Below are 25,887 nucleotides of genomic sequence, written 5' to 3'. Positions count from 1 at the left end.
GATATACTTGAAGATATAAAGAAAAACTAAGGAGACACTAATCTACATGAGTTACGCAGATCAGCTTTTTATAAAAAATTGCAAAGACATTCTTGAAAATGGAGTATGGGATACAGACCATGAAGTCCGCCCTGTGTGGGAAGACGGCACTCCTGCTCATACCATCAAAAAATTTGGTATTGTAAACCGTTATGATCTGACAAAGGAATTTCCGGTGATCACATTGCGCCGTACTTATTTTAAATCTGCAGTAGATGAACTGCTGTGGATCTGGCAGAAAAAGTCCAACAACGTACACGACTTAAAAAGCCATATCTGGGATTCCTGGGCTGACGAAACTGGCAGTATCGGAAAAGCCTATGGTTATCAGCTGGGGGTAAAGCACCATTATAAAGAGGGCGATTTCGACCAGGTAGACCGTATCCTTTATGACTTAAAGCACAATCCTTTAAGCCGCCGCATCATGTCCAATATTTACAATCATCATGATTTAAGTGAAATGCACCTGTATCCATGTGCTTACAGCATGACTTTTAATGTATCCGGAGACACTTTAAACGGTATCTTAAACCAGCGCTCACAGGATATGCTCACTGCCAACAGCTGGAACGTATGCCAGTATGCAGTGCTGATGCACATGTTTGCCCAGGCAAGCGGCCTGAAAGTGGGCGAACTGGTCCATGTGATCGCAGATGCACATATTTATGACCGTCACATTCCTATGGTAGAAGAACTTTTAAAGAAAGAGCCTCTGCCAGGGCCAACTTTATGGGTTGATCCAGAAATAAAAGATTTCTACCAGTTTACAACTGACAGCTTCAAACTGGAAAATTATCAGTATCATCCATTTGATCACAAGGTTCCCGTAGCGATCTGATGATACCAGGATCACAAAGTTTAAAGGGGCTGTGAAAAAAGAATAGTCCCCCAAAAAAGAAAGACCAAGAGTTTATAATGAACTCAAGGTCTTTCTTTCTGTTATAATTAACTTGCAATGAAAATTAATAACATAATCTATTCTAACCCCAAATAGGCAGTTTTGCCAATGCTAATTCAAGATTATTTGGACATCTGTAATCCAGTGCTGACTTTTGACAGATTTATGGGAGAAATCGAACTGGAGAAATATCTGAAAAATATTCCTCAACATTATACAGGAAGACTCAGGTATGACCCGGTCAGCATGCTGAAAACAGTTTTGTTTGGATTTATGGCGAATGGCTATATATCATTGCGTGAACTGGAGGATCAGTGTAAAATCAATCTCCGCTTCATGTATCTTATGGATCATCAAGCACCTTCTTACCGTACTTTCGGCTACTTCATCAACGAAGTACTTGCTGATTCCATTGAAGAAATATTTCAAGATATAAACAAAAAAATCTTCGAGACAGAGCATGTGGATCTTCAACATCTATACATTGATGGATCCAAGTTTGAAGCAAATGCGAATAAATACTCCTGGGTATGGAAAAAAGCAACCGAAAAATCCAGATACCGTCTCTTTGGTAAGACCACCACACTCTTTGAGGAAATCAATGAGGAACTTTCATGTACAGGTATGAAACTTTGTATCAATAGTGAGTACGCACCAGAGTATCTGAAGGAAGCTGCTGAACAGTATGAAGAAGTCTGGCAGATTAATGAAGCAATGTTTGTTCATGGCAGGGGACATCGCAAAACTACACAACAACGTCATTATGAGAAACTCAAAGAGTATGCTGCTAAGTTGGAAGAATACGTGGAAAAAATCAAAATCTGTGGAGAAGATCGCAACAGCTACCCGAAAACAGATCATTCAGCCACTTTTATGCGAATCAAGACAGACTACATGGGAAATGACCAGTTGCTTCCAGCTTATAATGTACAGGTCGGTGTTGCAGATGAATACATTGCTGTTGTTGATGTAAATCAGTATCGCTCAGATATGGATTGTTTTATTCCATTAATAAACAAGTTTTATACTACATATGGCTTCTATCCGAAGTACCCAGTAGCAGATGCCGGATATGGTTCTTACAACAATTACATCTTCTGTGAGCAGCAAGGAATGGAAAAATATATGAAGTTTCCCATGTTCAAGAAAGAGACTACTGACAAGAAATACCATGAAGATCCATTTCGTGCAGTAAATTTTCCAATCGGGGAAGACGGAATCATGCGTTGCCCAAACGGGAAAGACTTTTATCTTCAGTATCGAAAAAACGTAAAAGGGAACAAGTATGGGCGTCAGGAAGAAGTGTACCAGTGTGAAGACTGCTCCGGCTGTCCATACGCAGAACAATGTAAAAAGACAGACAAAAACCGTACTGTTCAGATCAACCGCGAACTTACAGTGATGCATCAGGAAGTGATAGAAAATCTCGAAAGTATCCAGTGAGCGCTTCTAAGGATGAACAGATCCATTCAGGCAGAAGGTACCTTTGGTATCATGAAAAACGACCGGTGGTACAAAAGGTACGCAGAGCATGACACTCACAAAGCAGTGTCCATTCAGATAGTTGGAACCGTTGTGTGCGGCATGGTCAAACAGTTTTGAAACATTTTCAAATTTTGTGCCAAATTTAGATACCATCGTATCATCCACACACAGAAACACAGGCTGCGTCTGCAATGAATCCGGTATCAGCTTCAAAGCAATCCTGACAGTGGTATTCATAAATCTGGAATAATCAACCTTTGCATAGGAACATGCATAATAAAATACATTCAGTGATTTCTCCGTTATTCCGGATAAAAAATGCTGATACCGAAACCGGATGGAATGTGCGGATTCTGAGGTCAATATGGATAATATCAGCAGAAATAAGGTATCTGCTGTCGGAACAGAAAAAGTTTCAAAATAAATCAAAAAATATTGATGAAGTCTACCAATCAGTGTTTTTTCGTTATATAATGTTTTTGTCGTACAGGGTCACTTTCCTTTGTAATGTTTTGGGTCAAATTCATTATACATCAGAAAGTCCTGTACGATATTTTTTTATGAAAAAGTTGTAAAGTGGTGAACCTGTTCAACACTATTCATAATAGGCAAATGCATTTCTCATGAATTTCCTATATTTTCTCGTTTTTAATGTTAGATTCCACCAAAACATTCCCTAATTTTCTTGGAAATATCCGAATCAACAAAACCTTTCTGCGCCATGTCATCGAGCATCTCACACGTTTTTTCGTGCGATAAACCTTTCTTATATGGTCTGTCCTCGGTTAATGCCTGATAAATATCAATACATGCCATAATACGTTCCGGCTCATTTAATTCAGCTGCGGTTTTTCCAAAAGGATACCCTTTTCCATTTAATTTTTCATGATGGAAAGCTGCCCAATCTCGTATTTCTTCAAAATCATTAACCTCTGATAATATAAGGTATGTATAGCCAGCATGATTCTTCATTTTTGAAAATTCATCATCCGTAAGCTTATCCGGTTTTTCCAAAATTTCATTGCCTACTGCCATCTTCCCAATATCATGCAGTGCACCAGCCAAATAAATTTTTTGCACATTAATAGAATCATATCCGATATATTGAGCAAAAAAAGCTGCTTTTTCAGCCACTCCTATAGAATGTCTGCTTGTAAAAGAAGATTTATAATCTACAATCTTTGCAAAAAAATCTGCGACATTTTTACACGTTTTCCAATCAAAAACCTGTTTTTGTCTTGGGATAATCTCCCATAGCTTCATTTCAAAAGAATTATCACTTAAACATATAAATGATTCAGAATGTGGGAATGCATGAAAAAAGGCATTCACACATTCTGAATCGAATAATCCATCCCTATTTTTTAAAAGGTACTGACATATAAAATTCCAACTTTTATTTCCAGATCCCGTATTATTTCCTATAATATCAATGGTATCTGCAAGATGAATAATCCTTGCAAACAATGGAATTTCATTCCACTTTTTTTGAAAAGGACCAGTTCCATCGGCATGTTCATGATGATACAAAATCACATTTGACACATCTGTTTTAAATGGAATTTTAGTAATATTTTTTTCACCATAAATACAATGAAAATTTGTTTTTTTCTCGGATAAATCTTTTTTACAATTAATGACGGAATCCTTTTTCAGTTCTTCCGAAATATATTGTGTCAAAGCATTATCATGCAGTAAAGCACACATGGCTAAATCTTGTAATTCATCACCTTGAATTTTCCAATATTCAGCCATGCATATACTTATATAAGCCACTCTTTTTCCATGTTTGTTTTTGATATTTACCAACTCTGCTTCTATACAGTCCAAAGCATAAGAATAGGCTCCTGCAAGTCCGATGATATCTATACTTAGTTCTTCTTTCATTGGTATAATCCTATCATAATACATTTATTCTTCTGAGAACTGGTCTTTTCCTACAGAGCATAACGGACATTCAAAATCTTCTGGAATATCCTCCCACTTTGTACCAGGTGCAATACCACCTTCTGGATAGCCCTTCTCCTCATCGTATTCCCATCCGCAAACATCACATACGTATTTCATTCGTTGTTCCTCCTTGTAAATATATTAATACACAGCCTATATTACTGTTATATTTGTGTTGTTCTGTAACCTTAATATGTATAAATGCTTTTAGCATTTCCATAATCCATGCAGGTTACAATATCCATATACTTCTTCTACCTGTTCACCATCGCAAAGACAAAAATCTGCTACCGGCTCCTGCCCTGGATTTAACTGTTTTCTGTATATTCCCTGGTTTGTATTTAATGTAATCCACTCAATGAAATGCTCTTCAAGCATTGGATGTTTTGTCTCTCCGACCACGACATGAACATGACTGCCTTCTATCGTATATACAGGTACATGCTTCTCGACAGCAGCATCTGTCACTCCGGCTTTTAATTCCTGCATAGATTCTCCGCAACAAATTACAGGTACACCCTTATCTTTTACCTTTTCAACAATGTTTCCACAATGCTTACAAATATAATACCTTACTTCCATGCCTTTTTCTCCTTCCATGTGTAAAATTTATAATTCAATTGTCTCCATAATCTTTTTCAATGAATCTGCAGATTCCTTAAGCTTTAACGCTTCCTCGCCACTTAAATTAATAGGTATATCAGACTCAATACCATCTGCACCTACAATAGCTGGCATACTTAACGATACTCCGTCAATATCATATACTCCATGAATCATGTGTGATACAGGAAGTATTGATTTTTCATCTCTCATAATCACTTCGCAGATTCTTTTTACAGACATTGCAATTCCATAATATGTAGCGTGCTTTTTGTTTATAATCTCATAAGCACTGTTCTTGACTGCTGTAGCTATTTCTGCCGTGTTTTCCTTGTGCTTGTAATGTCCACGCATTTCACACATTTCACTTAATGGAACACCAGATACATTGGCTGATGACCATGCTACAACTTCGCTGTCTCCATGCTCACCTACTATAAATGCATGAACACTCCTGCTGTCCACAGATAAATGCTCACCAAGCTTATATCTTAATCTGGCACTATCTAACACAGTACCCGATCCAATAACCCTGTTTTCTGGAAGTCCTGATAACTTTATGGCTACCTGAGTCAGGATATCTACCGGATTCGCAACTACAAGCATGATACCTACAAAATTTCTCTTTGCTATTTCAGGAATGATTGACTTAAATATTGCTACATTTTTATTTACGAGATCAAGCCTTGTCTCTCCCGGTTTCTGTCCCGCTCCGGCAGATATGACAACAATTGCAGCATCAGCCACATCATCATAATCTCCGGCATATATTTTCATCGGACTCGCAAATGGAATACCATGACTGATATCCATCGCTTCTCCTTCTGCCTTGTTCTTATCTGCATCGATAAGGACAATCTCTGTAAACAAGCCACTCTGCATCAGAGCAAATACCGATGCAGAACCAACAAAGCCACAGCCTATCATTACTGCTTTTTTTGAATTAATCACTTTCTTCTTCGTAATAATCTCATCTCCTTAATAGTTTTCTTCATGTACTTCAAAATAGCTCTTTGGGTGGTTACATACCGGACATACCTCAGGCGCCTTAGTTCCTACCACAATATGTCCGCAGTTACGGCATTCCCATACCTTAACTTCGCTCTTTTCAAATACCTGTGCAGTTTCAATATTCTTAAGAAGTGCACGATATCTTTCCTCATGGTGCTTCTCAATCTCACCTACTGCCCTGAATTTTGCTGCAAGCTCAGGGAATCCTTCTTCCTCAGCTGTTTTAGCAAAGCCATCATACATATCTGTCCACTCATAATTTTCGCCTTCTGCCGCTGCCGCCAGGTTTTCCTTTGTATCACCAATTCCTGCTAATTCCTTGAACCACATCTTTGCATGTTCTTTCTCATTATCTGCAGTCTTTAAAAACAATGCTGACATCTGCTCGTAACCTTCCTTTTTCGCTACAGAAGCAAAATAGGTATACTTATTTCTTGCCTGTGATTCCCCTGCAAATGCCTCCTGTAAATTCTTCTCTGTCTGTGTTCCTGCATATTTGTTTTCTGCCATCTCTTTTACCTCCGTTTTCTTTACTACTTTTTCAAAATCTGATGCCGGGTGCTTGCACAAAGGACATATAAAGTCATCCGGTAATTCCTCGCCTACATATTCATATCCGCAAATTCTGCAACGCCATATTGTCTGACTGACCTCTGTTTTTCCAACCTCCTGTGGCTTAGGCTTAATATTATTCTGATAATAATCATATGTTACTGAAGGAACATTGCTTAAAACTTCCATATCGGTTATCTCACCGATAAACATCGTATGTGAACCCAAGTCCTCTGTTTTAGTAACTGTCACAGAAATGTATGCATTTGTACCTTCTGTAATATAATAAATACCATTCGTGCCCCTGGCACACTGCTCAAATGCTTCAAACTTATTGGTATCTCTTCCTGATTGGAAGCCAAAATGTTTGAACAATTCAAATTGTGCCTTCTGACTTAAGACTGATACAGTAAATTTTCCGGTTCTTTGAATCATATCATGCGTATAATTTGCCTTATTTACACAGATACTTAACTGGTTTGGTTCCGAAGCTGCCTGAATGGCTGTATTAATGATGCATCCGTTATCTTTTTCTGCTTCTTTAGCGGTCAATATAAACAGTCCATAACTCAACTTATACATTGCTTTCCTATCCATGCTGTTCCTCCTTTACCTTCTCCCTGCATTTCGGGCAAATGCCTTTAAATGAAATATCATAATCCACAAATTCAATTCCATGAGTGTTATGAATTCTTTCCAGCAAATCCGGTATTTGATCCATATCCACATCAAAAATTTCACCGCACTTTATACATCTTACATGGTAATGATTTTTCAATGTAAAATCAAATCGGTTCGGTCCATCCGGAACTTCAACCTTTCTTAATGCACCTTCCTCTACCAATATATCAAGATTTCTATATACAGTTCCTTTTCCAATTGTTGGATATGCTTCTTTTATAAATTCATACACTTCATTAGCCGTAACATGTCTTCTCATTTCGTATACGGTATTTCTTACAAGATCTTTTTGAATGGTATTTCTCCTACTTGTCATTCGTCCTCCTTATTAGGATTAGTTCTTAATAAGGATTATATACCACTATCATACTATTGTCAATAAAAATAGTAATAATTCTCATTATTATAAAAGCTGCCAAACTGAACATCTTTTTCCTGAATAACTATTTTATTTTGCGTTCAAATACATATTCTGAATCTGAAGATAAATCAGACCTAAACGAATATCCGAGTCTGTCAAATTTCTGAATCTCCACCGGATTTTCAATATTATTTTCCGCTATGAATCTGACTATTTCACCACGAGCCATCTTGGCATAGGTACCTTTTGTTACCAATTTATCTCCGGATAACTCACAAAATACAATCGTAATATATCTGTCCTGTGGTGTCAGATACTTTTCTATACATTTTGAGTATTCTTTTGATGCAAGATTAATGATAATCCTACTGTCATCGATTACTGAGCGGTATAACAATTCTCCCCAGTACTCATACAGATTTTTTGCATCTCCAATTCCAACCTTTGCCTGCATTTCAAGACGATAAGGAGTCACACCATCCATTGGTTTTAAAATGCCATAAAACGCAGACAAGATTCTTAAATGATTTTGCAAATACTCAAACTGCTGGATTTCAAACACAGATGGTGCCATATATTGAAATGCAATCCCTTCATATGCTAAAACAGCCGGAGTAAGCCTGTTATAAAGATCCATATTTTCCAATCTGTTAAAGTTCTGCTCTGCAATCTTGTCATTACATTTCCAGATAGCTTTCAGATCTTCTTTTGATTTGCTTTTCATCCAGTTTAATACTTCTGCTGTCTTATCAATATAGACAGGTAGTTCAACCGGTGCTAAGTTATCGGTATCTACAATCATCTTTTTTGCAGGTGATAAAATAATCTTCATTATGCCAATTCCTTAAGCATATTTTCAGGATCATCTGCCGCCTTGACTTTATCATTTGCCTTTATAATGATTCCCTGCTCATCAATAAGATATGTAGTTCTTACTACACCCATAGATACTTTTCCATAATTTTTCTTTTCTTTCCAGACATCATATGCTTCAATAACTTTACGCTCCGGATCTGCTAATAGCGTAAATGCCAGTCCGTATTTTTCTTCAAATCTCTTGTGAGACGCTACAGAGTCCTTGCTTACTCCAAGGATCACCGCACCTTTTTCGGTAAATTGAGGATAACGCTCTGAAAAACCACATGCCTGTTTTGTACAGCCTGGTGTATTATCCTTTGGGTAAAAATATAAAATTACTTTTTTACCTAAATAATTACTTAATTTATGCATTTCTCCATTCTGATCCGGCAATTCAAAGTCCGGTGCTTTTTTTCCTACTTCTAACATATTTTATTCCTCCACTTCTTTCAATTCCACCTGTTTTCTTGTCCTCTTATTGCCAGAAATCATTTTATGACCAGAATAGACTGCCATAATCATGCATATCAGAGAGCCAAATGCAAAGTATTTGTGTGCTGCTTTTAACCCTTTATATCCTGTATAAAAAGTTCCAACCATTGTAACTATTGCTCCGATTGACCAATATTTATGTGCTTTCATGATACACCTCCATATTTTATTATCAACATCATAATACAACAATTTATTATTTTTCAACACCAGCATTTTTCATAGTTTTCTTTTATTTAACACCACTTTACAACTTTTTCATAAAAAAATATCGTACAGGACTTTCTGATGTATAATGAATTTGACCCAAAACATTACAAAGGAAAGTGACCCTGTACGACAAAAACATTATACAACGAAAAAACACTGATTGGTAGACTTCATCAATATTTTTTGATTTATTTTGAAACTTTTTCTGTTCCGACAGCAGATACCTTATTTCTGCTGATATTATCCATATTGACCTTAGAAGCTGCACATTCCATCTGGTTTCTGTATCAGCATTTTTTATCCGGAATAACGGAGAAATCACTGAATGTATTTTATTATGCATGTTCCTATGCAAAGGTTGATTATTCCAGATTTATGAATACCACTGTCAGGATTGCTTTGAAGCTGATACCGGATTCATTGCAGACGCAGCCTGTATTTCTGTGTGTGGATGATACGATGGTATCTAAATTTGGCACAAAATTTGAAAATGTTTCAAAACTGTTTGACCACGCCGCACACAACGGTTCCAACTATCTGAATGGACACTGCTTTGTGAGTGTCATGCTCTGCGTACCTGTCTGGAATGGGGATAAAGTATTTTATCTTTCCGTTCCTCTTGGTTATCGTATGTGGCAGAAAAAAGAGTCTAAACTGGAACTGGCAGCCTCCATGATCCGGCAGGTTATGCCTGAATTTCACAGCAAAGATCATGTCGTCATCCTTTGTGACAGTTGGTATACAAAACAGAACCTGGTATCCATCATTGATGAATATCCGGATCTGGATCTGATTAGCAATGCAAGGATTGATTCTGTCATGTATGATCTTGCACCTGCACAGACCGGTCATCGGGGACGTCCTGCCAAACATGGAAAACGTCTTTCTGTTGAAACAGATTTTACGTTTTCCAATGAAAAGATCGGTGATTATTATACCGGTGTCCGCCGGGTTCTCGCTAAGATCTTCGGCAACAGGGAAATCCTTGCCTATGTCACTGCCACAGAAAAAGAACATGGTACAAAACGACTGTTTTTCAGTACCATTTTCCCGGAAGATCTACAGATTTTCTGTGCATGGCAGGAAAAAGCACCATTGAACCAGACCGGAAGTGACCGTATGAAATACATTCCACTGTTGCTATATTCGTTTCGCTGGAATATTGAAACAAGCTATTGTGAACAGAAAACGTTCTGGTCTTTTTGCAACTATATGGTGCGAAGCTGCAAAGGGATTGAAATGCTGGTTAATCTGATCAACATCAGTTACTGTGCCATGAAGATTCTGCCCTATCAGAACGAACATTTTTCTGAGTACCGTACAAAAAGCGTACAGGAGTTTCGTTTTGAATTAAGTCAGGGCATTCGCAGTCAGATATTTTTTTCCACTTTCGTGAAAAATATCGAAACACATATAAAATCAAATGCTATGACAAAGACCTTAAAACAGCTGATTCATCAACAAGTCTATCATTTATAAAGTTGTAAAGTGGTGTAATATAACTATTATTATAACCATAAGCAAAAGGACGCATGAAAAAACTCTCGTTTTTTCATGCGTCCTTTTGAATCTGGGCTACTCTGAGGCATTTAGACCTGTGCAATCAAATTCGCAGACAAGTGAGTGGTATAGTATCCAAGTAGGCATCATTTTAACTGGACTGCTTTCCTCAATCCAAAGGAGTAGATCCACTTTTCTTTTACCCTTTTGCCTGTAAGCTGGGTCAGTGCCCTTCCATAATAATCTAACTGTACCTGATATCTTTCTTTTAACAGCTTTTCCCCAGCTTCTTCCTCTTTAGGAACACGATCTGTTTTATAGTCGATCAGGATAAATCCGTCCTCTTCTTCAATATAGGCATCAATTACTCCCTGTATCAGCACCAGTTCCTCAGATTTTGGGCCATTTTGCATTTCACTGGCCGGAATACCGATCATAAACTGACGTTCTCTGTGAAGCTTTCCTTCTTTTTGGGCTAATGCCATCCGGCGTCCTAAAGAGCTTTCCAGAAATTTCCAGATATCCCATATAAAAATAGACTCATAGGCTTCTTCTGTAAGGAATCCCCGCTGGTACAGGTCTAATAAGCTAGATTCCAGCTTTTTCTGATCACTGACAGCTGTCAGATCCAGACATTCCAATACACGATGATAGGCAGTTCCCCTGAATGCACCCTTCCTGCCATTTTTTTCTGTTTTGTCGTCTGTACTGCTATTTTCAGATTCCTCACTTTGTGTTCCATGTTCCAGCCTTCCATCATGACCGTTTTCCATTTTCCACATGCTTTCCCGCCAGGTTCCCATGTCTTCCTCTTCTCGTCCGATCTGGCTCTGCTTTTTCAGTTCTGATACAGACATCTGGGTATACAGCTTCGTATCATCTGCATATGGATAAGCATAATTTAACGCTGCTTCCAGCTGTTTATTCATTTTCTTATCATAAACCTGACTGGTATCCAGGTTCAGCAGCTCTTCTTTTGCATTTTGCCTTTCCATCTGACGTTTCAGTTCCTGTCCTACTAACTGGTCAAGCTGTATCTCCCTTACTTTCATATGTCCCGCGGGTACAGCTGGTCTGGCCATAAGTACCCAGTCTAAAAATGAGCCTGCCGATGAAAGGATGGTATATGGGATCTGGCCATCTGTTAATGACAGCTGTGACCATTTTTCCAGCTTATTTTCCAGGGAACGGTCTGTTCCTGTCATTACAAGAACCTCTTTTGCACGGGTCATGGCAACATAGAGTACCCTTAGTTCCTCTCCCATGGATTCCAGCTCCATACGCCGCTTAATAGCCAGTTTTTTCAGGGTCGGGGCTTTGGTCCGCAGATTTAAGTCCATTTCATCTGCAGCTGCCCCCAGATCTGCATCCAGAAGCAATTGCCCATAAGCATCCTGCTTATTAAATTTCTTTCCCATTCCGGCTAAAAATACAACTGGAAATTCCAGACCTTTGCTTTTATGGATGCTCATAATACGCACTGAATTTCCTTCATCTCCCGGTGATGCTTCCCCGAAATCTGTATCATATTTTTTCAGCTTTTCAATGTATCTTACAAAATGGAACAGACCTCTGTAGCTGGTGGAAGCATAGGCTGCCGCCTTCTCTGCCAGCATGTCCAGATTCGCCCTGCGGGTCTCACCAGCCGGCATAGAGGAAACATAATCATAATAGCCTGTTTTCCGGTAGATCTGATACAGCAGTTCATAAACAGGCAGATATCTGGCATCCTGACGCAGTTCATCTGTGAGCTCTGCAAATATTCCCAGTTTTTTCCAGATAGCATAGGCTATTGTTTCAGGAACTTCTACACGGCCAACCTGGATTTCATTTTTATGATCGGATTCCACGCCGGATATTTCCTGGGTCTTATTTTTTGAACTATTTTCAGCTGTATTTTCATCCATCTTCCTGCATCTGCATTCTTCCCACAGCTTCCAGGCTGCATATACACCTCTGTCCTGGTTCTTTTCTGTATAGCGCTTATAAGCTGCCATCATCCATGCCATTTCATTATCATTCATCCCAATCATCGGGGAACGCAAAACTGCTGCCATAGGAATGTCCTGCATAGGATTATCGATCACGGACAGCAGACTCAGCACAGTTTCCACCTCCGTGGTGGCAAAATAACCTGTCCTCGTCTGGGCAACAGCCGGAATCCCTTCATTCATAAGTATATTTACAAACACCTCTGACCAGCCGCTCATACTCCGCAGCAATATGACCATATCTTTATAGCAGGCTTTCCTGTAAGCCTGCTGATCTTTATCCCACACATACAGCCCGTTTTTCTCATCTGTAAAACTTTTGATCTGCTCTGCGATCATTTTTGCTTCCAGCTCTCTGGCTGTATAATCTGCTGCGTCTTCGTCCAGCTGTTTAAAAGCTTCTGAACCTGTGTCCGCCACTAAAAGCTGTACCGGGATTCCTGATCTTTTATCTGTTTTTTCAAATTCTGCTCCAGGATACAGGGCTGTTTCCCTGGTATAGCGGATACCGCCCAGATTTTTGGTCATGATCTGGTAGAAAATGTCATTAATACAGGTAAGTACACTGGCCCGGCTTCGGAAGTTCTGCTGCAGTTCGATCATCTGGTAACTGCTTTCTTCCCGGCTATACGTATCATATTTTTCCATAAACAGCTCTGGTCTTGCCAGACGGAAACGGTAAATGCTCTGTTTTACATCACCTACCATAAATACATTAGGCTGCCCCAGCCGTTCTCTGGAAATGCTGCGGATCAATGTTTCCTGTACAAGGTTACTGTCCTGGTATTCATCTACCAGTATCTCTTCATACTGTCCACTTAACTCTTTAGCGGCTGCAGACGGACGTAAAATGTCTTTTTCCTGATTTTTGACACTATCATCCTTTTCCCCCATATTGCCACACTCTGTACCTGCCGTATCTTCCGTATCTTCCGCTTTCTCTACCAGTACCTTTAATGCCAGATGCTCCAGATCATTAAAATCCAGCACATTCCTCTCTCTTTTGGCCTCTGTATAAGCAGTATCAAACTGCTTTACCATATCTAACAAAACACTTATTACTGTTTTCGTATTGCGTATTCCCTGTGCCGCCTCTGCCTGCGACTGACTTCCATAAGTATCCCTGCATTTTTCCGCTGCTTTTTTCACTCTGGTACGGGTCTCGCTTACAAATGCCTTCTTATCCGGGTCAATGTCCTTGCTTCTGGCTGCTGCCAGACGGTCAAAGGTCAGGTCGTTTACAGCCTGGTAAAAAGCTTCAAAAGAACCTGTATCAGCTGCCTCTTTTACCTTCTTTAACCGGCTTACATCATTCATCAGCATAGGTTCATACACCAGAGGCCCGTTTTCCTCTCTTGTCATTTCTAACGCTTCCTCTGCCTGTGCTGCCAGTTCTTCCATCTGAATACTCACATCTTTTAATAAAAACTGCATCCACACGCTGGAATCCAGATTTCCTGCTGCTTCTTCCTCCATCTGCTGCCTGCACTTAAAAAGCCATTCATCCGGCCATGGGTGGCTCTGTGAAAACTGCCATGCCTGTAAGATCACATCTTCCATTGCCTTATCAGACTTTCCGCTGCCAAACTGCTCAGAAAACTGAATAAAACTATCATCTGCTTCCTCATAGCAGCTTTCTAATACCTGTTCCATTACATCCCCTTTTAAAAGGGTCAGCTCTCCTTCGTCCCCAATGCGGAATGCCGGATCAATATCCAGTGTATTATAATGATTCCGGATCAGATCCAGACAGAAGCTGTCAATAGTCATGATCTGGGCCTGTGGGATCAGCGCCGCCTGCAGCCAAAGATGTTCATTTCCCGGATCTTCCTTTAACTTTTTTTCCACTGCCGCCCCAATACGCTCCCGCATTTCAGAAGCTGCCGCATTGGTAAATGTCATTACCAGAAGCTGATCAATATTTAAGGGAGAAGGACCTTCACTGATCATAGAGATAATGCGTTCTACCAGTACAGCTGTTTTTCCACTTCCTGCTGCTGCAGATACTAACAGGTTCCTGTTGCGGCTGTCTATAACCTGCTGCTGTTTCTCTGTCCATTTCATCTCTTATTCATCCCCTTTCTTATTTTTATCCGTTTTCATACAGCAATTATCTTCAATCTCCTGCCATACTTCTTCCGGTTTCATAGAGCGCAGCCGCTTAAAGCCGTATCCCGCTGTTTTTGTATCGAAACCGCAGACTGCATGATAGGGGCAGTAATCGCAGGCGGTCCTGTCCCCATCTTTGTAAGGGAGAAGTCCGTTTTCCCCATTTAAAATAGATTGACCGGAACGTTTTAACCGCCCGCCTACATAATGGCGCAGAACGTCAAAGCGCTTTTGTCCTGCTACACTGGATTTTGCCTCCTGAACGTAGCCATCTTTTATTGCAACAGGTATTACGTCTGACTCCTTCTGTATTTCACGGTCCAGGTGATGGATGACCTCTAAGTCACTGTTTACCAGACCGTTCATGCGCAGCTGTTTTAAGATCTGCTTTTCAATCTCCTCCGTGGTCATTTCCCCTTCTTTTTTTACCATTGGATCTTTAATATTATAGTAGAAGATCCCCGCTGGGACTGCTGTTTTACCTGGATGCTTCCGCTCTTCCATTTCCAGGGCTGCATCCATATATACCACCAGCTGCAGCTGCAGGCCATAGTACAATGCCGCCAGGTCAAATGACGTATTTCCTGACTTATAATCAATGATCTTTACATATACATGCTTCTCATCTTCACACAGGTCCAAACGGTCGATCCGGCCTTTTAGCAGCAGTTCCTCGTCCTCTGACAGACGTATCTTCATTGCCTTTAAATTATCAACAGCAGAAAAAGACACCTCAAAACCGGACGGAACAAAATCTCCTTTTTTTACCTGTTCTGCCAGCGCCCATATAGTACGGTCAGTAATACGCTCCACACGCTTTGCCAGATAAGTATTTCTGGCTGAACTGGACATAATGGTATTTCCATACTGAGCCGTTACCTGATCTACACATTTTTTTACCAGTTTCTTCCGCTCTTCCTCTGTAATATTGCTCCAGTCCATACCATTTTCATGTATCACCTCAAAGCACTGGTCCAAAGACTGATGAAAGAGATTTCCCATATCTACTGCCTCTAACTGGTATTCCTGACGTTCCATTAATTCAAGACCGTATTTTAAGAAATGGGCATAAGCGCAGGCTGCAAACTGCTCCAGCCTTGTAACGCTTCCCTGAAGGTTCTGACCATAGAGTGCCCTGGCTGCCGCACGTCCGATCCCCTTATCTTCATAGACAAAAAAAGCGGCATCTGTCAGCTTTTCTACCAGCTTTTTATACTCTTCTTTTCCATAAAAATGACGGAATAATTCCAGAAATCCTCCCTGGACTTCCCTTAACTGATCCAGATTTTTATCCCCTGCTTCCTGAAAGCCTGCGATCAGCTGCTGCAAGCCGTCTCTGCACGTCCAAACCTGATGTTCTATGGATGTTTCTTCCTTCTGCACCAGTTTTGGGAACAGTTTCCGTATCTCACCTACAAGACTGGACGGATGGCTGCTTTTTCCCTGACCGTTCATAGCTGCATAAGTGATCACCAATTGATCTGAGGGCTTGGAAAGCATAAGATAAAGGTAAAATTTCTGGATACAGCCCTCTTCTCTTGCAGTAGGAGCCAGTTCCATGTGCAGGCTCTTAAATACCTCACGGTCCCCGTCATTTAACAGGCTTCCCCCTGCTTTCCTCTGTGGTACAATGCCTTCATTGACACCTGTAAAAAACAATACCTTTACAGATTCCAGACGGCTTCGGGTAATATCACCGATCATCACCTGATCCGCAGTTGCAGGAAGCACACCGATCTTTATTTCTTCAAAACCAGCATCCAGGATCTGGATATAGTTTTTCATATCTGCCTTTTCTTCCCCTAAAAGACCCTCTAACCGTTCTAACAGTTCCATGACCCGTTCATAGACCTGACTGTATTCTCTTGCCCTGTTCTCGTCTCCCGGTTCTTTCCGTTCCAGGAAATAAGCACTGAAGCTTTCCAGCTTTTCCTCCAGTTTCATAGTCTCAAGGGTCTGGCGCAAAACCGCAGTAACAGAAGAAATCGTGGCGTTTTCTTCTTTAAATGCCCGGCGCAGTGTTTTTAAAGGCTCTAACACCCATATACGATACTGGTTCAGTTCTTCTAAATTCAGCCTCTCGCCGCCTCTGCATGGCTTCTCCCAGGTCATATCCCAGTTTTTCCAGCCTCTTATCCCCAAAGCCCTTGCATAATTTTCCATGCGGTCTGTCAGCACCTGCGCCTCATCTGGGCTATACTGCTCATCATATACAAAGCCTGTTTTTAAATACCGGAAAATGCTTTCATAGGAGCATTCCTTTACTGCATCCAAAGCTGCTCTTATAAGCTCAATAAAAGGATTTTCCAGAATGCTTTTCTTATCATCTAAAAAATAAGGAATACCCGCCTCATCAAACCGGTGGGCGATCTCTTTTCCATAGGAAGCCAGATCTCCTGTAACTACCGCCATATCCCGGTAACGCAGTCCCTCTTTCTGTACCTTCTCATTAATACAGCTGCATACAAAGGCAGTTTCTTCTGCCGGATTTTTTCCTCTGTAGATCAGGATATTTCCCGGCTGTTTTTCCCAGATCTTCCCACTATACCGGTACAGATTCTGTTCCAGAAAATCCAGCTCCGGACTGTCTTTAAAACGCCAGGCCGGCCGGTGATCACACCACACCTCTTTTTCTACCGGGATGTGGTGCTCCTCTGCCATTTTCTTCAATCTGCACACTGTATGACGGCCCATGTAGAATAAGTGCTGCATACTGCATTCTTTATACAGCATTTCCCTTTGGTCTGCGCTAATACAGCATAAAACCTCTCTTGCATGGATCATGAACAACTGGACCAGACGGTACTGCACAGGTGTAAAGCCAGTATAACCATCCAACAGGATGACGCTGCTTTTTAATGGCTCCCACTGAGGCAGTTTCCTGCACAAAATATCCAGGATTTCCTCTGCGGTAATGTAATGGGACTCTATATAATCTTTAAAGCCTTTATAAATATTCTTTAAATCTCCCAGTTTTTCTTTTAAAAGGGTTCTGTCCGTCTCTTCTTCCACCATTTCCAGATCTTCCACACTGACACCATACTGGCTCAGTTCTGATATCTGGGATTTTAACTGGCTGATAAAGCCAGGCTGTTCTAAATGTCCGCCGTAGAGATTTAAATCCTTTTTAAGCTTTCCAGCTACTTTTCGGATGACCATGGATTTACCCATATCGTCAAGGACCGCCGGAAGCTGCACTCCCAGATCCTCAAATACCCGGTAAGCCAGACGTTTAAAGCTTAAAACATCAATATTTAAAAGGCCGTGTCTGGGATGCAGGCGCACCAGCTCCTTCTGGGTCTGCATGGTATATTGTTCCGGTACAATAAAAAGATACTGTATTTCCGGATGCTCCTGTGACTCTTTTATCACCTTTTCATAAAGATATCTTGTTTTTCCGGAGCCGCTGCCTCCTGCAATAAACTGCAATGACATATTTTTACCTTTCCTTTCATATGATGTAACAAATTCCCCCAGAGGTCTTCCCTATGAGTTCAAAGACAAAGATCGTTGTGCTGCGGATGAAAGAGGTTATCTACACGGGCATTTTTATTGGTCTTGCCCTCCTTTTGCTCATCCTGTGCTTTATCATGTTCCGGCCTGCAAAAAAAGAAGCATCTACATCCTCCGGTCTCTACATACCCGGTCTCTACAGTGCCAGCCTTACCCTTGGAAATGAGCAGGTAAATGTGGAAGTGACTGTTGACAGTGACCAGATCTTAGATGTAAGCCTGGTACATTTAAATGAAGCTGTTTCCACCATGTACCCATTAATGCAGCCATCTATGGAAGAACTGGCACCTCAGATCCTAAGCACCCAATCCACGGAAAATCTCACCTTTCCGGAATCTTCCCGCTATACCTGCTCTGCCCTTTTGAAAGCAGTGGATACAGCGCTTTTAAAAGCCCGCAGATGATGTACTGATTTTATCCTATACTCTCCTTTGTAAATGCACGAAAGTGCATAAAGGCCGCCGCATTTTTCTTTGCGGCAGCCTTTTATCTCATTCTTCCAAGCCTTATTTTTCCGGTATATCAGTATACAGCCCGGCAAACAGCTCTGCCGGTACATAGGCTGTTACTTTTATGCCTTCTTCTGTATATTCTTCTGAAAGCAGCTGGCCATATTTGCGTATGCTCTGCAGCTTTCCTGCCTGTGTATAAGGATACACCTTTTCCAGATAAACTCTCCTACTGCGAATGATATTTCCAAGGATCTCTTCCAGTTCATGTAAGCCATCCCCGCATTTAGCTGAAATACGAACCTGGTAATCTGCAGAAAAATCCCTTGGAATGGGCAGACCACTTTCTTCCAGTTTATCTGTTTTATTAAATACTGTAACAACAGTCTTATCTGTAATTCCCAGTTCCCGTAGCGTCTCTTTGACCACATGCATATGCATGTCCATCTGGGGATCAGAACAGTCCACTACATTAAGGACGATATCGCAGTAACGCGCCTCTTCCAGAGTACTTTTAAATGCCTCTACCAGATGATGAGGCAGTTTGTTAATAAATCCAACTGTATCTGTCAGTAAAATCTGCTGTCCGTCTGCCAGTGTAAAGCTTCTGGTAGTTGGATCCAGTGTGGCAAACAGCTTATCTTCTGCTAAAATCCCGGCACCTGTCAGACGATTTAATAACGTGGATTTTCCTGCATTTGTATAGCCTACAATGGCAGCAGTCAATGCATAGTCTTTTCCACGCTGCTGTCTTGTAACCTCACGGTGGCGTTTCACATCTTCCAGTTCTTTCTTTAACTGTCCAATGCGCTGGTGGATCAGGCGGCGGTCTGTCTCCAGCTTTTTCTCACCTGGTCCTCTTGTACCGATACCACCACCCAGTCTTGAAAGCGAGGAACGCATTCCTACCAGACGAATGGCCCGGTATTTCAGCTGAGCCAGTTCTACCTGGATTTTTCCCTCTCTTGTATTGGCTCTGGATGCAAAAATGTCTAAAATAACCATGGTACGGTCCATGACCTTTGTATCCAGGACATCTTCCAGATTTTTAAGCTGGGCCGGTGAAAGCTCATCGTCACAGATCACGCCGGTAGCTCCTGTTTCATAAAGCATTTCCCGCAGTTCCTGAAGCTTTCCCTTTCCCAGATAGGTTCCTGGATGAATGCTTTCCCGGTTCTGGATCACCCGGCCTACAGTCTTTGCCCCGGCAGTATCTGCCAGTTCTTTTAACTCATCCAGAGAGCTTTCTGCCTGATCTGTCTCACTGGTGCTTACCGCTGCCAGTATGACCCGTTCTTCCAGTTTACTTAAATCAATCACCGGTTTATGATTCCTCCTGTCTGGTCTTTAAAAAGTCGATCTCATGCTGGGCATTTTCATCTGCACCAAATACAGAAATGTAATGTTCAAACTCTGCCTGGGCTGCGCGGTACTGTCCACTGTATTCCAGACATACTGCCTTGTTATAAGCCAGCTCTTTTAAAAGTGTCATTCCCTGGATATCCTCCTGTGGAACAGCAGCTGCTGCCTGGTCTAACTCTGCCCCTGTTCCAGCCTTATATCCGGTGATCAGTGCATTATATCCCTTATCAAACGAATCAGCAGCTGTGTTATAGTCCTCTTCAGCCATCTGGCATAACCCCAGCTGGTTATAGATCCTGCTGTCCAGTTTTTCTCCCGTTTTCCCACTGTTTAATGCCTCTTCATAAAGACTTTTTGCTGTGTCAAAATCCTGCCCATTTACACAGGCAGAACCTGCTGCTATAAGAGCTTCCTCAAAACCGGCAGAGCGACTTCCTTCTTTTTCCTGTCCTAATGCTTCTCTATAATAAGAAACAGCAGAATCTTTATCTCCCAGCTTTTCTACACATACTGCCTTCATATACAGACAGGAGATCTTATCCCCTCCCTGCTCTGCAATCAGGTCATAGGTGTGGGAAGCAGCTTCATAATCTTTTAATAAAAGCTCTGCCTCTGCACGGTACCAAAGCACATCTGCATTAAATCCCGAGGGCTTATTTGATTTATTTCCAGCTTTTTCCAAAGCAGCATCCAGATCTGCTATTGCCCCTTCCGGATCCCCTGCATTTAACTTTTCAATACCATCTTTTCTTAACTTGTCTTTTCCGGAACCGGCAAATTTTCCCACCAGCTTTACAGCTCCAAAAATAACTAAGCCGGTAAGAACAATACAGACCAGCCAGAGAAAAACTGCCTTAAGCCGTCTGTTTCTCCTTTTACGCCGTCTTAAGGTGTCTGACCTGCTGCTTCCTCTGTAATGACCGGTACGTCCGGTATTTCTCCTTCTTCTGTTTACAGGTCTGTTTCCCATAATTTCTCCTGCTTCTTTCTATTCCTCACAGTTCTGCCATGATATCTTCAGTTTTTCCTGCTGTCTGTACTGCCGAAACCGCCATTTCTTGCTTCTGTGCAATCATCATCTTCTGTAATGCCAAATGGCAGGAAGATCCCCTGTGCAAAACCGGCACCTTCTGCCAGTTCTACAGTCTTGTCTTCCTTTGTATCATTGGTCAGCTTTACGAAAATGTGACCTTCATTGTCAGAGAAGAAATAGTCACTGTCAATGATGCCAACTGTATTATTTAACTGTAAACGGTACTTAAATCCCAGGCTGCTTCTTGGAAATACAGCCAGTACCCAGCCGTCGTTCATTTCCACACGGATACCTGTAGGAATCTTTATGGTCTCACCTGGGCGGATGGTCATTGCCACTGGTGTGTAAAGATCGTAGCCGGCAGAACCGGCAGTTGCTCTGGCCGGCAGACGGATTCCTTCGTAGATTCTTCTGATTTCTTCTGTTTCAATAGGGCCAAAGGTATCTTTCCAATCTCCTTCAAACTGTTCATAACTTACTTTGTAAAATTTTGCAATTCTTTCCATGATTAATTCTGTATTACTCCTGTTATCTTGTTTTTATAGTCTTTGTTTTAGTGTTCTTTGTTTTGATGTACTAGTTTAGTATTTCCTGTAAAGCTGTACCTTTCCTGTTTTAAGGGATTCTTTCACATCGATCACACGCTGGTTTGCGCTGCCTTTCCAGTGAAGGCTGTTGTCTTTTTCTTCTATTTTAAATTCTCCGTCAACGATCACATCAATATTGGAAAGAAATGGAATACCACAGATCTCCTCCCATTCATAACCGGTATACAGCCAAATAGTTTTATCTGGAAATTTTTCCCGTATGTCTTCTGCCAGTTTTCCGATCTCTTCCCTGTTTTTTTCATGGAGCGGATCACCACCGCTGAAGGTCACACCGGAAATATAGTCCTTTTTCAATTCTTCAAACAGTTCTTCTTTGGCAGCTTCATCAAAAGCCAGACCGCCGTTTATATCCCAGGTCACAGGGTTATGGCACTGAGGACAGTTGTGGCTGCAGCCTGCCACCCAAAGCACAGTCCGCAGCCCCTCTCCGTTAAGCATATCGTCTTTCGTTATGTTGTGGTAACGCATATTTTATTTCTCCAGTTCAGATGTACAGTGTGGACAACGAACTGCTTTAATTGGGATCATGCTCTTGCAATAAGGACACTCTTTCTCTGTAGGTGCCTTTGGTGCTTCCGGAGCTTTTCCAATTTTTTCCAGTTTGTTGATCCCTTTGATAACCATAAATACAACAAAAGCCATCAGTATAAAGTTGATCGTCTGCGTGATAAATGCACCGTAATTAATAGTTGCTGTCACTTCATTGGCTGCTGCCAGTGTAGGATATTTGTTTCCATCAAGAGCAATGAACATGTTTGAAAAATCAATTTTTCCAGTAAAAATACTCAGTACCGGCATAAAAATATCATTGACCAGTGAACTGACTATAGATGTAAATGCACTGCCAATGATCATACCTACAGCCAGGTCGATCATGTTTCCCTTTAAGGCAAACTTTTTAAAATCTTCTAAAAACTTTTTCATCTGTCCCGCCTCCATTTTTCATTTGCAGGCTTTACTGCTGCTTTGCACGCTTTTCAATGTATACTGCTTGTATCAGTTTATCATAATCTATGGGAATTTTCCACTTGATTTTCCTTGCCAATACCAGAAATCATATTTTTCCATTCTCTTTTTTCTAGTCTCTTATGAACTATATAATTCATATTTTATACACGTATTTTCAAGCTAATGTTTTTAACTTAACTGGGATAAAATAGGAATATATTTATACACGACAGAAGGAGAAGCTTTTTTGAAAGCCAAGGCTGCAAAAAGCATATGGATTATGAGTTTTGAACTGGATCGCATAGAGGAGCTGTGTAATGATCGTGGATGGAGCCACTACCGCCTTGCAAAGGAAATGGAAATTTCCCCAAACAGCATAGGAAATCTTTTCCGCCGAACCACTGTGCCCAGTATTCCTACTATCCGTCATATATGCCAGGTTTTTGGTATCTCCATGAGCGAATTTTACAGCACAGAGGGCAGTCAGGCTGTTTTAAGCAAACAACAGGAATATGTGCTGAATCTGTACAATCAGCTTGGCCCTTCTAACCGGCTGAGGGCAGAAGCTTATCTGGAAGGTCTGGTGGATGGGTCTTACAGAAAGAAGCGGAAGAAGAAAGAAAAAGAATAAAAATTGAATGTCTTTTTTGTATACAGGATCTGATGTATAAAGACACTGATGGAAACTGTCCAGCAAAGGAATAAATTCCGTCCACTCACGATTCCCACGCTGACGCGCTCCACTGTCTGCTATCGCAGACGGATCGTTCGTTAAAAGCAAAGGAAAAACAAATGCCGCTTTAAAGCGGCGCTTGTTTTTCCTCTTTGCTTTTACATGCTTACTCGTTCAGCTATCTCGGCCATCTTGGCTTCATTTAATCTTGTATCGCCTTTTACCCTTGAATAGCTTAAATATCCATTCATCCGGTCGATCTTAGTCAGGTTTTTGCTGCCGCAGACCGGGCATACGTCCATTTCCAGCTCTTCGTGACCGCAGTCATCGCAATACGCCAGTGACAGGTTTACGCCTTCGTAAAATCCCATTCTCATGGCTCTGCGGACTAATGTGCGGATTGCCTCTTTGTTGTAGCTTACCGGGTATTTTACATACTGGATCTTACCGCCGTTGCTTAATTCCCAGAAACGGTATTCCAGATCCTGCTTCTGGATCGGGGTAATATCTTCGGTTACGTGGCAGTGGAAGCCGTTACTTACATATTCTCTGTCAGACACGTTTTCGATGATGCCGTATTTCTTACGGAACTGCTTTACCTGAAGACCGCAAAGGTTCTCTGCCGGTGTAGCGTAAATGGCATAAAGATTGCCGTCCTCTTCCTTGAAATCATCGATTTTTTTATTAATATGCTCCAGAACCTCCAGTGCAAACTGTCCATCCTCTACCAGGGATTTCTTATTATATAATTGCTGCAGCTCATTAAAAGCAGTGATCCCAAAAGAAGCAGTGGCCGTTTTCAATAATGGTTTGATCTTATCATGAAGTCCTAAATGACCGCCGTAAAATCCCCCTTCACAGTATGCCAGAGGATTGGTAGATGCCTTCATTTCACCCAGATATGCATACGTACGGATGTGGATCTTGCGGATCAGTTCCAGATAGTAATCTAAGACTTCATAAAAATCCCGGCCTTCCTGTCTTGATTTAGCTAATATCATAGGAAGGTGAAGACTGACTACACCAATATTAAAACGCCCTTCAAATACAGGCACATCTTTTTCATCAGCCGGATGCATGCCCCCTCTTTCATACCATGGAGACAGGAACGCACGGCAGCCCATTGGTGAAATGATCTTTCCGTATTTTTTATACATGCTGGCAATATAACCTTTTCCTGTAAGGGAAAGCCAGTCCGGATACATAGTCTTGCTGGAACAGTCAATGCCTGCTTCAAATACATCTTCTAACTCACCGCCTGGTCCATGCAGTTTCTCATCATAGAGAAATACCACTTTAGGGAACAGTACCGGCTTTTTATGGCCTGCTTTTCCCTGACCGCCTTTTCGTACCTTCAGCATAGTCATGGTAGCCATTTTCGCAAAACGGCTGGTTCCTGTACCTGCAGTCATGGTGATAAAGGGATAATCGCCGCGGCTGGAGGAAACAGAATTAAACTTATATTCCCAACCCTGGAAGCCCTGTTCCATGTCTCTTTGCACATCAGCCAGGGCAACCTCTTCTACTTTTTCTTCAGGCAGCTCCAGCATTCTGTATTTTTCCAGATATTTTGCATAAGATTTCTCTGCATAAGGCGCCAGGATATTTTCTACACTTGGCACTGTAAAACCGCCGTACTGCTGACTGGCTGCGCTTAAAACAATATCTCCGATAACGTCAAAGGCAACATCCAGTGTTTTGGGCTCATTGTACCATAGATTTCCCATTTCAAAGCCACCGGTAAGGACAGCTTTCACATCAAAGAGACAGCAGTTCATAGTATCTCTTCTTGCAGACATATCATGAATGTAAATATAACCTTCTCTGCATGCCTGCAACTCTTCTACTGTCATAAAAAACTTCTGGTAAAGAGATTTATTCAGCTCATTAAAGATCAGGCTGCGCTTGGTAGAAACCAGGGCACTGTCTGTATTGCTGTTTTCCTTATCCCCGATATACATAATGGACTGACTTTTCTTGTATACATCATCCAGCATCCGCACAAAATCCTGTTTATAATTCCGGTAATCCCGGTAACTTTTGGCAACCAGAGGATTGACCTTATCCAGAGCGCCTTCCACAATGTTGTGCATCTGGGCAATAGGAATCAGCTCCTGATCCATCTCCTCTGCCTTCTCTTCCACAAATTCGCAGATAAAGTTCTTCTCTGCCCTTGAAAATGTGATCATGGCTCTTTCTGCTGATTTACTAATGGCAGCAAGTACCTTTTTCACATTAAACTCTTCTTTTGTACCATCTTTTTTTACGACTTTTATCTTACTGCAGTCCATTCCGTCACCTTTCCTTTATGTTTTTATGTTTATATACCATATATTGTGTTTTATTTGCGATCTATATACTATATATCTTTTTATGCGTATGTTATCGTACCATGTCTGTGTCTGTTCGTCAAGACGTTTACTATTTTCTTGAAAATGCCGTTAATGCAAGATATAATGTAATGAGCGAAGCAAAAAAAAGCGGCTGTGCAGCAGACATTTTTTTGCATGGCATTAACGAAAAAACCGCCTGCGTAAGGGAAAAAACATTTTTTTAAGGAG

Annotated in this window: 22 protein-coding genes and 2 pseudogenes; 5 read left to right on the top strand and 19 right to left on the bottom strand. The window is 41.2% G+C overall.

What is annotated here, in order from left to right; all coding sequences use genetic code 11:
* Positions 1–46: 46 nt before the first annotated feature.
* Positions 47–877, top strand: a complete 831-nt coding sequence (gene thyA / locus OGM16_09340; protein UYJ45048.1) for a thymidylate synthase — start codon at positions 47–49, stop codon at positions 875–877.
* Between the two features lie 168 nt (positions 878–1,045).
* On the top strand, positions 1,046–2,380 hold the full coding sequence (locus OGM16_09335; GenBank protein UYJ45047.1) for a transposase: 1,335 nt from the start codon (positions 1,046–1,048) through the stop codon (positions 2,378–2,380).
* Between the two features lie 75 nt (positions 2,381–2,455).
* Here OGM16_09335 and OGM16_09330 read toward each other — a convergent pair.
* The 11 genes and pseudogenes from OGM16_09330 to OGM16_09280 all read right to left on the bottom strand — a co-directional run bounded on the left by OGM16_09330 (position 2,456) and on the right by OGM16_09280 (position 9,080).
* Positions 2,456–2,797, bottom strand: a pseudogene (locus OGM16_09330) (hypothetical protein).
* Between the two features lie 279 nt (positions 2,798–3,076).
* Positions 3,077–4,309 (bottom strand): HD domain-containing protein, encoded by a 1,233-nt coding sequence (locus OGM16_09325; GenBank protein ID UYJ45046.1) that lies wholly within the window; start codon positions 4,307–4,309, stop codon positions 3,077–3,079.
* Between the two features lie 24 nt (positions 4,310–4,333).
* Positions 4,334–4,489, bottom strand: a complete 156-nt coding sequence (locus OGM16_09320; GenBank protein UYJ45045.1) for a rubredoxin — start codon at positions 4,487–4,489, stop codon at positions 4,334–4,336.
* Positions 4,490–4,579: 90 nt separating this feature from the next.
* On the bottom strand, positions 4,580–4,954 hold the full coding sequence (locus OGM16_09315; protein UYJ45044.1) for a desulfoferrodoxin family protein: 375 nt from the start codon (positions 4,952–4,954) through the stop codon (positions 4,580–4,582).
* A gap of 27 nt (positions 4,955–4,981) precedes the next feature.
* Positions 4,982–5,902 carry an L-lactate dehydrogenase gene (locus OGM16_09310; protein UYJ48427.1) on the bottom strand — a complete coding sequence of 307 codons (921 nt, stop codon included), beginning with the start codon at positions 5,900–5,902 and terminating at the stop codon, positions 4,982–4,984.
* 51 nt (positions 5,903–5,953) lie between these two features.
* A complete protein-coding gene (locus OGM16_09305; protein UYJ48426.1) occupies positions 5,954–6,496 on the bottom strand; it encodes a rubrerythrin family protein in 543 nt (180 codons plus the stop codon).
* A 264-nt stretch (positions 6,497–6,760) separates the two neighbouring features.
* A pseudogene (locus tag OGM16_09300) lies at positions 6,761–7,120 on the bottom strand (flavin reductase family protein).
* Positions 7,121–7,127: 7 nt separating this feature from the next.
* Entirely contained in the window at positions 7,128–7,535 is a 408-nt protein-coding gene (locus OGM16_09295) for a transcriptional repressor (protein UYJ45043.1), read from the bottom strand.
* A 127-nt stretch (positions 7,536–7,662) separates the two neighbouring features.
* Positions 7,663–8,412 (bottom strand): peroxide stress protein YaaA, encoded by a 750-nt coding sequence (gene yaaA / locus OGM16_09290; GenBank protein ID UYJ45042.1) that lies wholly within the window; start codon positions 8,410–8,412, stop codon positions 7,663–7,665.
* Positions 8,412–8,867: a thioredoxin-dependent thiol peroxidase gene (gene bcp, locus OGM16_09285; GenBank protein UYJ45041.1), complete on the bottom strand. Its 456-nt coding sequence runs from the start codon at positions 8,865–8,867 to the stop codon at positions 8,412–8,414. The genes yaaA and bcp overlap by 1 nt, the downstream gene beginning before the upstream one ends.
* Before the next feature lie 3 nt (positions 8,868–8,870).
* Complete coding sequence (locus OGM16_09280; GenBank protein ID UYJ45040.1) at positions 8,871–9,080, bottom strand: DUF6219 family protein; 210 nt, start codon at positions 9,078–9,080, stop codon at positions 8,871–8,873.
* 435 nt (positions 9,081–9,515) lie between these two features.
* On the opposite strand from OGM16_09280, the gene OGM16_09275 reads away from it, so the two are divergent.
* Positions 9,516–10,619 carry a transposase gene (locus OGM16_09275; protein ID UYJ45039.1) on the top strand — a complete coding sequence of 368 codons (1,104 nt, stop codon included), beginning with the start codon at positions 9,516–9,518 and terminating at the stop codon, positions 10,617–10,619.
* A gap of 167 nt (positions 10,620–10,786) precedes the next feature.
* On the opposite strand, the gene addA is transcribed toward OGM16_09275, so the two are convergent.
* Complete coding sequence (addA, locus tag OGM16_09270) at positions 10,787–14,695, bottom strand: helicase-exonuclease AddAB subunit AddA (GenBank protein UYJ45038.1); 3,909 nt, start codon at positions 14,693–14,695, stop codon at positions 10,787–10,789.
* A 3-nt stretch (positions 14,696–14,698) separates the two neighbouring features.
* Positions 14,699–18,175, bottom strand: coding sequence for a helicase-exonuclease AddAB subunit AddB (addB, locus tag OGM16_09265; GenBank protein ID UYJ45037.1), 3,477 nt, complete (start codon positions 18,173–18,175; stop codon positions 14,699–14,701).
* A 53-nt stretch (positions 18,176–18,228) separates the two neighbouring features.
* On the opposite strand from addB, the gene OGM16_09260 reads away from it, so the two are divergent.
* A complete protein-coding gene (locus OGM16_09260) occupies positions 18,229–18,657 on the top strand; it encodes a hypothetical protein (protein ID UYJ45036.1) in 429 nt (142 codons plus the stop codon).
* A 102-nt stretch (positions 18,658–18,759) separates the two neighbouring features.
* Here OGM16_09260 and hflX read toward each other — a convergent pair whose 3' ends face one another.
* The 5 genes from hflX to mscL form a co-directional block, all read right to left on the bottom strand.
* On the bottom strand, positions 18,760–20,022 hold the full coding sequence (gene hflX / locus OGM16_09255) for a GTPase HflX (protein UYJ45035.1): 1,263 nt from the start codon (positions 20,020–20,022) through the stop codon (positions 18,760–18,762).
* Positions 20,023–20,026: 4 nt separating this feature from the next.
* Positions 20,027–21,034 (bottom strand): tetratricopeptide repeat protein, encoded by a 1,008-nt coding sequence (locus tag OGM16_09250; protein ID UYJ45034.1) that lies wholly within the window; start codon positions 21,032–21,034, stop codon positions 20,027–20,029.
* A gap of 47 nt (positions 21,035–21,081) precedes the next feature.
* Entirely contained in the window at positions 21,082–21,603 is a 522-nt protein-coding gene (locus tag OGM16_09245; protein UYJ45033.1) for a dUTP diphosphatase, read from the bottom strand.
* A gap of 75 nt (positions 21,604–21,678) precedes the next feature.
* On the bottom strand, positions 21,679–22,173 hold the full coding sequence (nrdG, locus tag OGM16_09240) for an anaerobic ribonucleoside-triphosphate reductase activating protein (GenBank protein ID UYJ45032.1): 495 nt from the start codon (positions 22,171–22,173) through the stop codon (positions 21,679–21,681).
* A 3-nt stretch (positions 22,174–22,176) separates the two neighbouring features.
* Complete coding sequence (mscL, locus tag OGM16_09235) at positions 22,177–22,629, bottom strand: large conductance mechanosensitive channel protein MscL (GenBank protein UYJ45031.1); 453 nt, start codon at positions 22,627–22,629, stop codon at positions 22,177–22,179.
* Between the two features lie 271 nt (positions 22,630–22,900).
* Here mscL and OGM16_09230 point away from each other — a divergent pair, with 271 nt between their 5' ends.
* Positions 22,901–23,284: a helix-turn-helix domain-containing protein gene (locus tag OGM16_09230; GenBank protein UYJ45030.1), complete on the top strand. Its 384-nt coding sequence runs from the start codon at positions 22,901–22,903 to the stop codon at positions 23,282–23,284.
* Between the two features lie 200 nt (positions 23,285–23,484).
* Here OGM16_09230 and nrdD read toward each other — a convergent pair whose 3' ends face one another.
* Positions 23,485–25,617, bottom strand: coding sequence for an anaerobic ribonucleoside-triphosphate reductase (nrdD, locus tag OGM16_09225; GenBank protein ID UYJ45029.1), 2,133 nt, complete (start codon positions 25,615–25,617; stop codon positions 23,485–23,487).
* Between the last annotated feature and the right edge of the window lie 270 nt (positions 25,618–25,887).

Source organism: Lachnospiraceae bacterium (assembly GCA_025758065.1).
In the GTDB taxonomy this organism is placed as follows: domain Bacteria; phylum Bacillota; class Clostridia; order Lachnospirales; family Lachnospiraceae; genus Enterocloster.
The sequence above is the reverse complement of the archived record's forward strand: the minus strand, read 5'-3'. Positions and strand labels throughout refer to the sequence as shown.

Coding starts and splice junctions, on each gene's coding strand:
- thyA (UYJ45048.1), top strand. CDS start 47: ATGAGTTACGCAGATCAGCTTTTTATAAAAAATTGCAAAGACATTCTT.
- OGM16_09335 (UYJ45047.1), top strand. CDS start 1,046: ATGCTAATTCAAGATTATTTGGACATCTGTAATCCAGTGCTGACTTTT.
- OGM16_09325 (UYJ45046.1), bottom strand. CDS start 4,309: ATGAAAGAAGAACTAAGTATAGATATCATCGGACTTGCAGGAGCCTAT.
- OGM16_09320 (UYJ45045.1), bottom strand. CDS start 4,489: ATGAAATACGTATGTGATGTTTGCGGATGGGAATACGATGAGGAGAAG.
- OGM16_09315 (UYJ45044.1), bottom strand. CDS start 4,954: ATGGAAGTAAGGTATTATATTTGTAAGCATTGTGGAAACATTGTTGAA.
- OGM16_09310 (UYJ48427.1), bottom strand. CDS start 5,902: ATGATAGGCTGTGGCTTTGTTGGTTCTGCATCGGTATTTGCTCTGATG.
- OGM16_09305 (UYJ48426.1), bottom strand. CDS start 6,496: ATGGCAGAAAACAAATATGCAGGAACACAGACAGAGAAGAATTTACAG.
- OGM16_09295 (UYJ45043.1), bottom strand. CDS start 7,535: ATGACAAGTAGGAGAAATACCATTCAAAAAGATCTTGTAAGAAATACC.
- yaaA (UYJ45042.1), bottom strand. CDS start 8,412: ATGAAGATTATTTTATCACCTGCAAAAAAGATGATTGTAGATACCGAT.
- bcp (UYJ45041.1), bottom strand. CDS start 8,867: ATGTTAGAAGTAGGAAAAAAAGCACCGGACTTTGAATTGCCGGATCAG.
- OGM16_09280 (UYJ45040.1), bottom strand. CDS start 9,080: ATGAAAGCACATAAATATTGGTCAATCGGAGCAATAGTTACAATGGTT.
- OGM16_09275 (UYJ45039.1), top strand. CDS start 9,516: ATGAATACCACTGTCAGGATTGCTTTGAAGCTGATACCGGATTCATTG.
- addA (UYJ45038.1), bottom strand. CDS start 14,695: ATGAAATGGACAGAGAAACAGCAGCAGGTTATAGACAGCCGCAACAGG.
- addB (UYJ45037.1), bottom strand. CDS start 18,175: ATGTCATTGCAGTTTATTGCAGGAGGCAGCGGCTCCGGAAAAACAAGA.
- OGM16_09260 (UYJ45036.1), top strand. CDS start 18,229: ATGAGTTCAAAGACAAAGATCGTTGTGCTGCGGATGAAAGAGGTTATC.
- OGM16_09250 (UYJ45034.1), bottom strand. CDS start 21,034: ATGGGAAACAGACCTGTAAACAGAAGAAGGAGAAATACCGGACGTACC.
- OGM16_09245 (UYJ45033.1), bottom strand. CDS start 21,603: ATGGAAAGAATTGCAAAATTTTACAAAGTAAGTTATGAACAGTTTGAA.
- nrdG (UYJ45032.1), bottom strand. CDS start 22,173: ATGCGTTACCACAACATAACGAAAGACGATATGCTTAACGGAGAGGGG.
- mscL (UYJ45031.1), bottom strand. CDS start 22,629: ATGAAAAAGTTTTTAGAAGATTTTAAAAAGTTTGCCTTAAAGGGAAAC.
- nrdD (UYJ45029.1), bottom strand. CDS start 25,617: ATGGACTGCAGTAAGATAAAAGTCGTAAAAAAAGATGGTACAAAAGAA.